This is a genomic window from Pseudomonas sp. Marseille-Q8238, assembly GCF_965111915.1.
This window is the reverse complement of record NZ_CBCOPI010000001.1, coordinates 4,852,940-4,865,990: the sequence shown is the minus strand read 5'-3', so window position 1 is coordinate 4,865,990 and position 13,051 is coordinate 4,852,940. Positions and strand designations below refer to the sequence as shown.

Here is a 13,051-nt window from a genome sequence, read left to right as displayed (position 1 = left end):
TTGGAGGAGCCCGAGCATGACCGATCAGACCCAGCAATTTGCCAGCGACAATTATTCCGGAATCTGCCCGGAAGCCTGGACCGCCATGGCCGAGGCCAATCAGGGGCACCAGCGTGCCTACGGCGAAGACCAGTGGACGGCGCGTGCCGCCGACCACTTTCGCGCACTGTTCGAGACCGACTGCGAGGTGTTCTTTGCCTTCAATGGCACGGCTGCCAACTCCTTGGCGCTGGCCTCGCTGTGCCAGAGCTACCACAGCGTGATCTGCTCGGAGACCGCTCACGTCGAGACCGACGAGTGCGGCGCGCCGGAGTTCTTCTCCAACGGCTCAAAGCTGCTTACGGCGCACACCGAACAGGGCAAGTTGACTCCGGCGACCATCCGCGAGGTCGCGCTCAAGCGCCAGGACATCCACTTTCCCAAACCGCGCGTGGTTACCCTGACCCAGGCCAGCGAGGTCGGCACCGTGTACCGCCCGGAGGAAATCCGCGCGATCAGCCAGACCTGCAAGGAGCTCAAGCTCAACCTGCACATGGACGGGGCGCGTTTCTCCAATGCCTGTGCGTTCCTCGGTTGCAGCCCCGCAGAGCTGACCTGGAAGGCCGGCGTCGATGTGCTGTGTTTTGGCGGCACCAAGAATGGCATGGCGGTCGGCGAGGCCATCCTGTTCTTCAACAAGGCCCTGGCCGAGGATTTCGATTACCGCTGCAAGCAGGCCGGGCAACTGGCCTCGAAGATGCGCTACCTGTCCGCTCCCTGGGTCGGGTTGCTGCAGGACGGCGCCTGGCTGCGTTACGCCGACCATGCCAACCGCTGCGCACGCCTGCTCGCCGAGCTGGTCGATGATGTGCCGGGCGTCAGCCTGATGTTCCCGGTGGAAGCCAACGGTGTGTTCCTGCAGCTTTCGGAGCCTGGCCTCGCGCGTCTGCGCGAATGGGGGTGGCGGTTCTACACCTTCATCGGGGCGGGTGGCGCACGCTTCATGTGTTCCTGGGACACGGAAGAGGCGCGGGTGCGTGAGTTGGCGGCGGATATCCGCAGGGCGATGGCCTAGGCTTCCAACGCGGGGATCGATGGGGCGCGTACAGCGAGCATGTTGTGAATGCTCGTGGAGCATGCGGCGCACCCTAGGGTCGAGCTGGGCTGGTTGGTGCCACTCAATACAGCAGTGCGATCCGCGTGGACCTGTAAAAAAGAACCGGCCAATGGGCCGGTTCCGGGTTCAGAGCAGGCGAATCAGTTGCCCGATTTCACTTTTACCCAGGCGCGGGTGCGTACCCGTTCGATCTTCTGCGGCAGCGGCTGCAGCACGTAGAGGGTCTTCTGCGCTTCGGCGGTCGGTGTCAGGTTGGGGTTGTCGCGGATCTCCGGGCCCACCAGCGGCATGGCGTCCTTGTTGGGGTTGGGGTAGCCAAGGAAATCGCTGACCGGAGCGATGACCTTCGGGTCCATCAGGTTGTTGAGGAACTCGTGGGCTTCCTCGACATTCTTCGCGCTGGCCGGAATGGCGAAGGAGTCGTACCACAGCGGCGCACCTTCCTTGGGCAGGCGCCAGTCGACCACCACGCCGTTGCCGGCTTCCTTGGCCCGGTTGGCGAACTGGTAGAAGCTGCCGGAGTAGCCGATGGCCACGCAGATGTCGCCGTTGGCGATATCGGTCATGTATTTGGCGGAGTGGAAGTAGGCGACGTAGGGGCGGATCTTCAGCATCAGTGCAGTGGCTTTCTCGTAGTCCTCGGCCTTGGTGCTGTTGGGGTCCAGGCCCAGGTAATGCAGGGCGATGGGCATGATGTCACCGGGCGAGTCGAGCATCGCCACGCCGCAGGACTTGAGCTTCTCCATGTTCTCCGGCTTGAACACCAGGTCCCAGCTGTCCACGGGCGCATTGTCGCCGAGGGCGGCCTTGACCTTGGCCGGGTTGAAGCCGATCAGCACGGTGCCATACATGTAGGGCACGGCGTACTGGTTGCCGGGGTCGTTGGTGGTCATCAGTTGCAGCAGGCCCGGGTCAAGATGCTGCCAGTTGGGCAGCTTGTTCTTGTCCAGCTTCTGGAACACACCGGCCTTGATCTGCGTGTCGAGAAAGGTATTGGTCGGCACCACCAGGTCATAGCCGGAGTTGCCGGCCAGCAGTTTGGCTTCCAGTGCTTCGTTGGTTTCGAAGGTGTCCCAGGTCAGCTTGATGCCGGTCTTCTGCGAGAAGTCCTTGGGCACCGCTGGCAGGATGTAGTCAGCCCAGTTGTACACGCGCAACTCGCGCTGCGCCGCGTTCGCTGCGCCGGCCAGCAGGGTGACGCCGCAGAGCGTGGCGCCGAGTAGTCGGTTGATCGCTTTCATCGTTTCGCTCCCTTGACTCGTTATAAGCGTTGGCGGGTGGATGGCGGTTTATCCATCGCCCCGGTCTTTCTGGAATGCTAGCGGTGGACGGAAAGGGCGTCGTTCACCCTACGCGCCCTCGAAACCTTCCAGCACGTTCACCGCATTGATGCCGATTTCCTCCACCGCATAACCGCCTTCCATGACGAACAGGGTCGGTTTGCCGAGACGGGCAATGCGCTGACCCATGCGCAGGTAGTCGGGGCTGTCGAGCTTGAACTGGGAGATCGGGTCTTCCTTGAAGGTGTCCACGCCGAGCGACACCAGCACCACATCGGCGTCGTAGGCGGCGATGCGTTCGCAGGCGGTGTCCAGGGCCGCGCCCCACACATCCCAGGCGCTGCCGGCCGGCAGCGGCAGGTTGAGGTTGTAGCCCTCGCCGGCGCCTTCGCCGGTTTCGTCGGCATGGCCGAGGAAGAAGGGGAATTCGAACACCGGGTCGCCATGGATCGAGGTGAACAGCACGTCGTTGCGCGCGTAGAAGATCGACTGCGTGCCGTTACCGTGGTGGTAGTCCACATCGAGGATGGCCACACGCTTGGCGCCCTGGTCGAGAAAGGCCTGGGCGGCGATGGCGGCATTGTTCAGGTAGCAGTAGCCGCCCATCACATCGGCAGCGGCGTGGTGGCCAGGTGGACGGCACAGGGCGAAGGCACTGTGGGCGCCGTCGGCGATCAGCTTCTGGGCGGTAAGGGCGACCTGGGCGGCGCTGTAGGCGGCCTGCCAGGTGCCGGCGGTGATTGGCGCGCCGGCGTCAAAGCTGTAGTAGCCGAGCTGGCCGTGCAGGGTGCTCGGCAGGGTGGCGCGCAAGGTCCGGGCCGGCCAGGTGTAGGGCAGCAGGTCGGATGTGTGGCCGTCGGCGGCCCAGCGTTGCCAGGCGCTGGCGAAGAAGTCCAGGTAGGCGCGGGTGTGGACGCGCTCGAGGGGGCCGCGGCCGAAATCGGCCGGCTCGCGGACTTCGCCGATGGCGCGGTCCTTCACGCGTTGCAGCACGTGGTCGGCGCGCGACGGCATCTCGAAGCAGGGCTTGAGTTCACCGTCGATCAGCTCGCAGCGCCCGTGGTGCAGGCGGTGATCGTCACTGTAGATGGTCAGCATCTTGTTGTTCTCCGGTCGATCAGACTGTCCGCATTGTTGGCAGCGGACGGCCGTGGCGAGAACGTTCGGGATGGCCAGTAGGGGATAGATGTGGCCATTTTGTTGGTTATTTGCCCACCAACTGGTGCATGCAACGCGGCAGGGGCGGGTCCTGTATGCCTGTTTTTCAGGCTGGTGGGTGCAGCGACTCAGGCGCGGAAACGGCTGGGTGACAACCCGCTCCAGCGCTGGAACGCATGCCGGAAGCTGGCGGTTTCGCTGTAGCCCATCACTTCGGCGATGTGATTGATCGGCAGAGCCTGGCCGAGCAATTGGCGCGCCTGCTCGAAGCGTAGCTCGTCCAGCAGGGTCTGGTAGCTGGTGCCGGCATCCTGCAGGTGGCGGCGCAGGGTGCGGGGCGAACACTTCAATTGCCGCGCCAGGCTGTCCAGGCCCGGCGGTGCCGGCAACTGGCTGGCGAGGGTCTGGCGGCAGCGGGTGACCCAGCCCTGGTGGTGGACGAACTCGCTGTTCTGCTGGCGGCAGCGTTCGCGCATGTCGCGGTGGGTCACCGGATCGGCCAGGGGCAGGCGCTGGGCCAGCCAGGCGGCGTCGAAGCACAAGGCGTTACGCCCGGCATCGAAGCGCAGCGGCGCATCGAAACTGGCGGCGTAGGACGCGCGGTAGTCCGGCTCGGGGTGTTTGAATTGCACGTCGCGCAGTGGCAACGGACGACCGAGCAGGTCGTCGCAGACCAGCTTGAGCGAGGCCAGGCAGAACTCGGTATTGAAAGTTTCCAGTTCATGCAGGTCGCGGTAGCCGTCTGCCTGCAGCCAGACGCTGTCACCTTCATGGTGCAGGCTGAGCTCGAAGTAGGTGCCGAGCAGGGCGGGGTAGCTCAGGGCCAGTTCGAGGGCGTCACCCAAGGTGGCACTGGAGAGCAAGGTGTAACCGAGCAGCCCATAGGACGATACGTGCATGCGCTGGCCGAGCAGCAGGCCGAGCTCTTGCCGCCGTGCGCGGGCGTTGGCGCAGACGCGCATTTCCTGTGCGGTGGTGATGCGAATATCAGGGTGCTGCAGGTCGTTCAGACGAATGCCGCTGCCGGCCAGCAGGTCTTCGGCGCTGTCCTCTCCCTCCTTGTCGAGCAACTGGAGGATCAGGGAGATGGTGTGCAGGGTGGTCAGGTGCGAATGCAGCATGGGCGTTATCGGCAGTGACAATGCCAATAAGCAAAGCAAGAACCATACCTCGTCACGGCGAAAGGCTCATGGCCGTCGCCGTGGCACGATGTTCAGCTGTCCCAGCGACCTGGCTCGTAGGAGAACACCGGCAGCGACCACGACCAGCGGATCGCCGCCAGGCGCAGGCTCAGGCCGGCGGTGAACGAGGCCAGCAGGTTGAGATCCTCGTCCACACCGAGGTGGCGCAGCCCCAGGTAGAGCAGCGCGACCAGCAGCGAAACGCTGGCGTACAACTCTTCGCACAGCACCAATGGGGTGCGGTTGCACAGAATGTCGCGCAGGATGCCGCCGAAGATACCGGTGGTGATACCGGCCATGACCACCACGGGCAGCGAGTAGCCCAACTGCAGGGCGACGTTGCAGCCAATCACCGTGAAGGCGATCAGGCCCATGGCATCGAGCAGCAGGAACAGGCGATGCAGGTGGTGCATGAAGCGCGCGATGAGCATGGTGAACAGCCCGGCGCAGATGGTCAGGTAGATATAGGCGGGGTGTTGGGTCCAGGTAACCGGGTAATTGCCCAGCAGCATGTCGCGGACGGTGCCGCCACCGAGGGCGGTGACGAAGGCGATCAGGCCCACGCCGAACATGTCCATGTTGCGGCGTCCGGCGGCGAGTGCCCCGGACATGGCTTCGGCGGTAATGGCGATCAGATAGACATAGAGCAGCACACAGAACTCCTGCGTTCGAATGCCTCTCCCCCTGTCCGGTGTACCTGAGAGTTTGTGCAGCGCGATGCCGCTTGCCCCTTCGGTGGGTTGCTCGAAGCAACCGCTCTCCAGTCGGCTTGAATGGACGTCCGCAGTACTGAGCCTGAGCGATTATGGGAGTTTGCGCCTTCGGCGGAGGACCTTGCGGTCTTCACTCTCCTGCGAGGTGGCGGAGTATAGGGGAAAAGCGGGGTGGTTGCCTGGCCATCCGATGTGGGTTTGGATGAGTGGGCTTGTAGGGTTTTTGATTCTTGGCGTGGCTGTTTGCCGAACTGGCTGAGGAGCTGTTGATGTTCCGATTTAACTCATTGACCCGGATGGAAATATATTTCCGGTCCAGTCCTTCAAACGGGCCTCTTTGAGACGCAAGCGGACACTCGACTTTGCGTTTCATGACACGCCAGTTGGTGGGCTGAAGCCCACCCTACAGAGTCATACCCCCGCGTAGGGTGGGCTTCAGCCCACCAATTGCGGTGTCCGCTTGTGCCTCGATCCAGCCATCCATGCCGAAACGCCAGCGGACTCTAGCCCCCAAGGCCAAGGAATATCGCTCTGATACCAACCTTTCCCCAGAGCTAACGCCTTCAAGACGTGGGCCGAAGCAGCCTCGCATGGCTTAGGGAAGCGGCGTGTCCGTGTTCCAGCCCCCACCCAGCGCCCGCGCCAATGCCACGCCCGCCTGCAAACGAGCCAGGCGCAGTTGCACGCTCTGGTCCTCGGCAGCGTAGAGCGTACGCTGGGCATCGAGCAGGTTGAGCAGGTCATCGGCACCCGCCCGGTAGCGTCGCTCGGCCAACTGCAACGCCCGCTCGGCCTGGGCCTGCACTTCGCGCTGGGCTTGCCACTGGGCATCCACGCCAGCACTGGCATTCAGCGCCACCTGCACATCGGCAAAGGCCTCGACGATGCGCTGGCGGTACGTGGCCAGCAATTCCTCGCGCCGCGCGGCACTGCGGTCGCGCTCGGCAGCCAGGGCGCCGCCGTCGAAGATCGGTGCAGTCAGAGCCGCAGCCAGCGAATACACCGGATCGGCGAATACCCGGTTCAGTCCCCCGGCGGCACCACTGGCACCCGCTGACAGGTTCAGGCGCGGCAGCAGGGCGGCGCGGGCGGCACGCAGGTCCGCGTCGGCGGCGCTCAGCTGGGCTTCGGCGCGGGCCAGGTCGGGGCGGCGTAGCAGCAGGTCGCTGGGCAGGCCGGCGCTCAGCGACGGTGCGGCGAGGGTGGCGAGTGCCGCACCTGTCGCGTCGGCCGATGTGCCCTGGCCGAGCAGCACGGCCAGGTTGCTGCGGATGTCATCGGCCTGCTGTCGCAGTTCTTCGCGGGTGCGCCGCTGTTCCGCCACCAGGCCGCGTTGCTGGGCCAGTTCCAGCGGCGTTGCCGCGCCGGCGGCCTGGCGGGCCTGCACGGTGGCCAGGACCCGTTCGGCGTTGGCCAGGTTGAGATCGGCCAGGCGCAGGCGTTCGGCCAGCGCGACCTGCCGCAGCCAGGTCTCCACCAGGGTGGCGGTGAGGGTCAGGCGCAGGGCGTCGCGGTCGAAGCGGCTGGCGGCCAGCTCGGCCTGGGCGGCATCACGGTCGGCGGCGAGGCGGCCCCACAGGTCCACTTCGTAGCTGGCGGCGAGGCCACCGCTGTAGCGGTTGCCGGCGGTGTCGGGATTGTCACCAAGGCGGCCATCGCGGTTGGCGCCGAGGTTGCCATCCAGGCGCGGCAGCAGGGGCGCACCGGCGGCGCGGGCGGAGGCTTCGGCCTGGCGCAGGCGGGCGGCGGCAGCGGCCAGGTCCTGGTTGTCGACCAGGGCGCGCTCGATCAGCGTATCCAGCTCGGTGCTGGCGAAGCCACGCCACCAGGTATCGGTAACGGTTTCACCGGCCTGCGCATGGCGCCACTGCGTCGGCGCGGCGGATCGCTCGGCAGGCGCTTCGGGCTTGTGGCTGCAAGCGCTCAGCAACAGGGCGGCGCACAGTGCCGGAGCGAGGTAGCGAGTCATGGGAAGTCCTGTCATTGCGCGGCCAGCGCCACGACTGGATCGAGCCGCGCGGCGGTCTTGGCTGGCAGGTAGCCGAACACCAGGCCGGTCCCTACCGAACAGGCGAAGGCCAGCAGCATGGCTGAAAGCGAGAACACCAGCGGTACCTCCCAGAGAATCAGCAATGCGCCGAACAGCAGGCCGCTGGCCACGCCGACGCTGCCGCCGAGCAGGGTGACCAGCACCGATTCGGTGAGGAACTGACGCATGATGTCGCGCTGACGCGCCCCGGTGGCCATGCGGATGCCGATCTCGCGGGTGCGTTCGCGCACGGTCATCAGCATCACGTTCATCACGCCGATACCGCCGACCAGCAGTGAAACGGCGGCGATCAGGCCGAGCATCAGGGTCATGCTCTGCCGCGTCTTGGCTTCGGCCTGCAGTTTGGCGGCGGAGTTGTACACGCGGAAATCCTGGCGACCGTGGCGCTGCTGCATAAGCTCTTCCACCTCGGTCTGCGCCTGGCTGACCAGGTCGCTGCTCTTCACCTCGATGACGCCGTAGCTCTCGTCCCGTAATTTGGGGAATACCCGCACTACGCCCGTGCTGTGGGGTACCAGCACCTGTTCGTCGGGGTAGTTGCCACCGGCCTCGCTGCCTTTCTCGCTCATCACCCCGATCACTTCGAACGGTGAGCTGTTGATCAGGATGATTGCGCCCAGTGGGTTGCTGCTGTCGGGGAACAGGCTCTTGTAGACCTCATGGCCGAGCACTGCCACGGGGGCGATTTCGCGGTTTTCCGCAGCGCTGAAGAAGCGGCCGCGTGCCACCGGCCAGTGGTGGATCTGCGGCAGTTTCTCGCCCACGCCGAGCACCTCGGTCTGCAGGGCCTCCTGGCCATGGCGAATCAACGCCGGATCGCGTAGCACCGGCATCACTCGAGCGACTTCACGCAACTGGCTGATGGCGGCGAGATCATCCAGTGTCAGTACACCGATTGGGCCGCCGCTGCGTGGCACGCTGCTACCGATGTACATCATGTTGGCGCCCATCACGCCCATTTCGGCGACCACCTTCTGCCGCGCACCTTCGCCGACGGCGAGCATGACAATCACCGAGGCCACGCCGATGACGATGCCCAGCAGGGTCAGCGCGGTGCGGAAGCGATGGATCAGCAGCACGCGCAGGGCGCCGCGCAGCATGTCGCCCAGTTCGCTGAAAAACGGCACACCGCTGCTGCGGCCAGCCTGGCGCATGTCGGGGGCGGGCAGCGCCTTGCTTGGCACGGTGGCGCCGCTGTCGCTGATCACTTCGCCGTCGCGTATCTCGACCACCCGCCGCGCCTGGGCGGCGACGTCGCGGTCGTGGGTGATGAGGATGATGGTGTGCCCGGCATCGGCCAGTTCGTGCAGCAACGCCATGACCTCCTTGCCGCTGCGGCTGTCCAGCGCGCCAGTGGGTTCGTCGGCGAGGATGATGCGGCCGCCGTTCATCAGCGCCCTGGCAATCGACACGCGCTGCTGCTGACCGCCGGAGAGCTGGCTGGGGCGATGCTCCAGGCGTTCGTCCAGGCCCAGGCGACGCAGCAGGGCGCAGGCGCGCTCGTGGCGCTGCTCGGCCGGCATGCCGGCATACACGGCCGGCACTTCGACGTTCTCCCGCGCTGACTCGGTGGCGATCAGGTTGTAGCCCTGGAAGACGAAGCCGAAGGCCTCGCGGCGTAGCCAGGCCAACTGGTCGGCATCGAATGCCGCCACATCCTCGCCAGCGAAGCGATAGCTGCCGGCGCTGGGCCGATCCAGGCAGCCGAGGATGTTCATCAGGGTCGACTTGCCAGAGCCGGAGGTGCCGACGATGGCGACGAATTCACCCGCTTGCACCGACAGCCCGATGCCGCGCAGAACGTCCACTGCCGGTGCACCGTTGTCACCGCCGTAGGTGCGGCGGATGCCCTGCAGTTCGATCAGTGGTGTTACCACTGGAACCTCGAAATCCCCGCTTCTGCCGGCGCCTCACCCGTTACCAGGCGTTCGCCTTCTTCTATGCCATCGAGGATTTCCGCAACCTGACGATCACGCGCACCGACTTTCACCGAACGCAGTTCAGGCTGTTCGTCCTTGCTCAGAATGCGCACCTGGTAAGCGCCCGGGCTGCCTTGCAGGGCGTCTAGCGGCGCCGTGAGCACGTTCTTGGCCGAGTCGGTGACGAATACCACCTGGGCGGTCATCTGCGGCATCAGTTCGCCGTCGTCGTTGTCCACCTCGAACAGCACGGTGTACTGCACCACCTTCTCGCTTTCGCTGCTGCTGGCCGACTCGCCCTGGCTGCCGGCTGGCACCGGCGGTGCCGGCAACACCTGGCGCACCTTGCTGTGCCAGCGGCGCTCGTCGCCACCCAGGGTGGTGAAGTACAGCGGCAAGCCGGCCTTGACCCGGCGAATATCGGCCTCTGAAACCCGCGTCCAGCCGGTCATGCTGGAGAGATCGGCGATACGCATCACCGTGGGCGTCTGGTAGGTAGCGTTGAGGGTCTGGCCCTGTTTCACGTCGACACCCAGCACCGAGCCGGCGATGGGGGCGTAGAGGCGGGTGTAGCTGAGCTGCGCCTCGTTGCCGCGCAAGCGGGCCTGGGCTTCGGCGATCTGCGCGCGCAGTTGTTGCAGGCGGGCCTGGGCTGAATGCAGGGTGGCGACGGCAATCTGCACGTCTTCCTCGCGGGTCGCTTCGTCGGCCAGCAGGCGCTGTTGGCGGCGATGCTGCTGCTGCGCCAGGTCGAGCTGTGCCTGTTGCTCGGCCAGTTGCGCGCGCAGGCCGTCGAGGGCGGCGCGGTCGGCTTCCACTGTGGCTTCGTGCAGGCTGGCGTCGATCTCGGCGAGCAGTTGGCCTTTCTCGACCCGATCACCGGGCTCCACATGCAGACGCATGATCTGCCCGGACACCTGGGCGCCGACATCCACCGAGTGGCGTGGCTGCAGGGTGCCGATGGCCACCACCGTGGCCTCGACATCACCGCGTCCGAGGGTGACGGTGGTGTAGCCGGCGGCGGGTTCGCTACCCAGCCACCAGGCGGCCGGCACGACGAGCAGGGCCAGCGCCGCGAGCCACCAGCGGCGTCGCAGCGGTCGTTTAACGCCCGGCATTACAGACCGCTGCCCTGGACGAGCAGCAGGGGCAGTGACACCAGCGCCGAGAGGCCGGCGAGCGCCGCCGCGGGGCGTGGTCGGTACGCCAGCAACAGCACCAGCAGCAGGGCGCCGGCACCGATCAGGCCGATCCAGGCGACGATGCCGACGCTGACACCCCAGGTCCACAGGCAGGGCAGCAGGGCCAGGGCCAGCAGCAGCCAGCCGCCGAGACGCAGACCTCGTTGACCGAACGGGGTGAGTTTCTTCTTCGGCCAGACCTGCGCCGCATGGCGGTTCATGCCCAGGCTCAGGCCGGCCATGCCGGCGTAGGACAGGGCCAGGCCCAGGGATAATGCAAATCCGATGGTCATCAAAGCACCTGTGCAGCTGTGCGATTACGGGCCGGGCGGGTGGCCGGGGCCTGCTGGCGACGGTGCAGCTTCCACGCGCACCAGGCGCTGAGCAGGCCGAATGCCAGGGCAGTCACTTCCAGCCAACCGCGTTCGAGGTCACCGCGTTGCAGGTAGAGCACGAAATGCTCGCCCACCGTGGCCCAGTTCAGCAGTGGCAGGGCCAGGCAGAGCGCGGCACAGGCAGTGAGCTGCTCGATCCAGGCGCGGCCTGCCGGGCGCAGTGCGGCGTGGCCGTAGGTCAGCGCCCACACGGCGAAGAACGCCGCCAGTTCCCATTCGGCACGGTTTTCGATGCCCACCGGAATCAGCCGGTTGCCCCAGAAGAAGGCGATGCAGGCCACGCCCAGCCCGGTGATGGAGCCAATGTTGAGCACTTCGATCAGGCGGTAGATGCGCGGTGTCTGCGCGCCGAACTCGTTGAGCGAGCGCTGGCGCCGCTTGACCATGAACAGGATCGCGCCGGTGGCCATCATGGCCGCACCGGCCAGGCCGCAGACGAAGTACAGCCAGCGCAGGGCCGAGCCGCCGAAGGCCGCGAAGTGCAGGTTGCGCATCACCGTCTGCACGTCCTGGGTTTGGCCACCACGGCGCTCGGCGGGCATCTGGACGTCCCACTGCTCACCGGTGATGCCGTCGAAATGCACCAGGCCATTGCCTTCGCCGCGCAGGGTGTACTCGCCTTCCTTCTCGATGAAGCGGCCGAACACGCGCACCGAGGCGCTGCTGTCGCCAGGGTGCTCGACCGCGACGAAGATCGCCGGGCGGCCGATCTGTTCTTCGCTGCGCAGCAGCAACTGGTCCAGCGGGACGACCGGCGCGGCGATGTGGGTCTGCTCACGGTGCGGCGGGGTGGACAGCAGCTCGGAGAAGTAAGTGTCGCTGTCGGCATAGTGGCCGATGATGCCCAGCGGCATGTACAGCGCGTAGAAAGTCGCCAGGCCGGTGTAGGCGATCATCAACTGGAACGGCAGGGTCAGTACCGACACCGCGTTGTGCGCATCCAGCCAGCTGCGCTGGCCCTTGGCCGGGCGGAAGGTGAAGAAGTCCTTGAAGATGCGCTTGTGGGTGATCACCCCGCTGACCAGCCCGACCAGCATGGCCATGGTGAAGAAGCCCACCAGCCAGATGCCCGCAGTGCCGGCGTGGAACTCGAAGTGCATGTGCACGAAGTGGTGGCCACCTTCGGTCTCGCGCTCGTTCTTGCTGGTGATCGGTTGGCCGCTTTCGATATCGAGCTGGCCGCGGTGGAAGACTTCCTGCTCGTCCTCCCAGAACACGCGCAGAGTCGGGTTTTCCTCGTTGGGCAGGGCGACGCCCCAGAAATGGCCGACCGGCGACACCTGCTCCAGGTAAGCCTGGGCGCTGCGCACCAGAGCCGGGCGGTCGAGGTGCTCGATGACCTGTTTTTCGCCGGCTTGCGGCATTTCCGGCTTCATCCAGCGGGTGATGGCGTCGTCGAACACGCCCAATGTGCCCGTGAGGAAAATGACGAAGAGAATCCAGCAGGCCCACAGCCCGCCCCAGGTGTGCAGCCAGGACATGGACTGGCGCAGGCCGCCCTGTGCGGCGCCGTTCGGCGTTGCCGTGCTCATCGATCACCCCCGATCAAGACGATGCCCATGCCCAGGGCGGTGAATACCAGCGCCGTTACCAGCATGCCGATCCATACCCGTTTCAGACTTTTCTCCGCAAATGCCCAGATGATTGCCGCGGTATACACGGCAAAGCTGGCCAGCGAACCCGCCAGCACAGCCTGGCCCTTGGGCAGTGGTAGCACCGCGCCGAGCAGAATGGTCACCGCCGTGGCCAGCAGGTAGCCGCCGAAGATCGCGGCGGCAATACGTGAGAGCAGCGCGAGCGAATTCGCGCGAGAGGAAGTCGATGGTTTCATGGATAAGGGGACATCGTGGCGAAGAAAAAATACGCGCAGTCGCGAAGCGTCAGACACGTGAAAACTGTGTGTCTGTACATCCAAGACGGACGAGCCTCGGAAAACCCGCACCCACTGGTCAGACTATTTGCAACAGAGTGTGTCCAGAAGCCGGTATTGCTGCGTCCCGTTGCGCCGTGAAGGTGCAGATCAGAGGCCCTGGAGCGTGATGCAGCACACGCGCCGCGGTGTGCCGCGTGCGTTTGCC

At 65.7% G+C, this 13,051-nt stretch carries 11 protein-coding genes and 2 riboswitches; of the genes, 1 reads left to right on the top strand and 10 read right to left on the bottom strand.

What is annotated here, in order from left to right; genetic code table 11:
* The first annotated feature begins 16 nt into the window (after positions 1-16).
* Complete coding sequence (locus ACWPW0_RS22415) at positions 17-1,054, top strand: threonine aldolase family protein (RefSeq protein WP_454256602.1); 1,038 nt, start codon at positions 17-19, stop codon at positions 1,052-1,054.
* Positions 1,055-1,236: 182 nt separating this feature from the next.
* Here ACWPW0_RS22415 and ACWPW0_RS22410 read toward each other — a convergent pair whose 3' ends face one another.
* From ACWPW0_RS22410 to ACWPW0_RS22365, 10 genes are all read right to left on the bottom strand, one after another.
* Positions 1,237-2,337 carry a polyamine ABC transporter substrate-binding protein gene (locus ACWPW0_RS22410; RefSeq protein ID WP_454256601.1) on the bottom strand — a complete coding sequence of 367 codons (1,101 nt, stop codon included), beginning with the start codon at positions 2,335-2,337 and terminating at the stop codon, positions 1,237-1,239.
* Between the two features lie 108 nt (positions 2,338-2,445).
* Entirely contained in the window at positions 2,446-3,474 is a 1,029-nt protein-coding gene (locus ACWPW0_RS22405; RefSeq protein WP_447595225.1) for a histone deacetylase family protein, read from the bottom strand.
* Positions 3,475-3,662: 188 nt separating this feature from the next.
* Positions 3,663-4,655, bottom strand: a complete 993-nt coding sequence (locus ACWPW0_RS22400) for an AraC family transcriptional regulator (protein WP_454256600.1) — start codon at positions 4,653-4,655, stop codon at positions 3,663-3,665.
* Between the two features lie 92 nt (positions 4,656-4,747).
* The gene (locus ACWPW0_RS22395) at positions 4,748-5,368 is read right to left on the bottom strand and encodes a trimeric intracellular cation channel family protein (protein WP_447595221.1); all 621 of its coding nucleotides are present in this window, start codon (positions 5,366-5,368) and stop codon (positions 4,748-4,750) included.
* 21 nt (positions 5,369-5,389) lie between these two features.
* A riboswitch (glycine riboswitch) is annotated at positions 5,390-5,489 on the bottom strand.
* Positions 5,490-5,579: riboswitch (glycine riboswitch) on the bottom strand.
* A gap of 444 nt (positions 5,580-6,023) precedes the next feature.
* Positions 6,024-7,397, bottom strand: coding sequence for an efflux transporter outer membrane subunit (locus ACWPW0_RS22390; protein ID WP_454256599.1), 1,374 nt, complete (start codon positions 7,395-7,397; stop codon positions 6,024-6,026).
* Between the two features lie 11 nt (positions 7,398-7,408).
* Positions 7,409-9,355 carry a MacB family efflux pump subunit gene (locus tag ACWPW0_RS22385; RefSeq protein ID WP_454256598.1) on the bottom strand — a complete coding sequence of 649 codons (1,947 nt, stop codon included), beginning with the start codon at positions 9,353-9,355 and terminating at the stop codon, positions 7,409-7,411.
* The gene (locus ACWPW0_RS22380) at positions 9,349-10,515 is read right to left on the bottom strand and encodes an efflux RND transporter periplasmic adaptor subunit (RefSeq protein WP_454256597.1); all 1,167 of its coding nucleotides are present in this window, start codon (positions 10,513-10,515) and stop codon (positions 9,349-9,351) included. Before ACWPW0_RS22380 ends, ACWPW0_RS22385 begins: the two co-directional genes overlap by 7 nt.
* Positions 10,515-10,871 carry a DUF3325 domain-containing protein gene (locus ACWPW0_RS22375; protein WP_454256596.1) on the bottom strand — a complete coding sequence of 119 codons (357 nt, stop codon included), beginning with the start codon at positions 10,869-10,871 and terminating at the stop codon, positions 10,515-10,517. Before ACWPW0_RS22375 ends, ACWPW0_RS22380 begins: the two co-directional genes overlap by 1 nt.
* Positions 10,871-12,505, bottom strand: a complete 1,635-nt coding sequence (locus tag ACWPW0_RS22370; protein ID WP_454256595.1) for a PepSY-associated TM helix domain-containing protein — start codon at positions 12,503-12,505, stop codon at positions 10,871-10,873. Before ACWPW0_RS22370 ends, ACWPW0_RS22375 begins: the two co-directional genes overlap by 1 nt.
* The gene (locus ACWPW0_RS22365; RefSeq protein WP_447595211.1) at positions 12,502-12,804 is read right to left on the bottom strand and encodes a hypothetical protein; all 303 of its coding nucleotides are present in this window, start codon (positions 12,802-12,804) and stop codon (positions 12,502-12,504) included. The genes ACWPW0_RS22370 and ACWPW0_RS22365 overlap by 4 nt, the downstream gene beginning before the upstream one ends.
* Between the last annotated feature and the right edge of the window lie 247 nt (positions 12,805-13,051).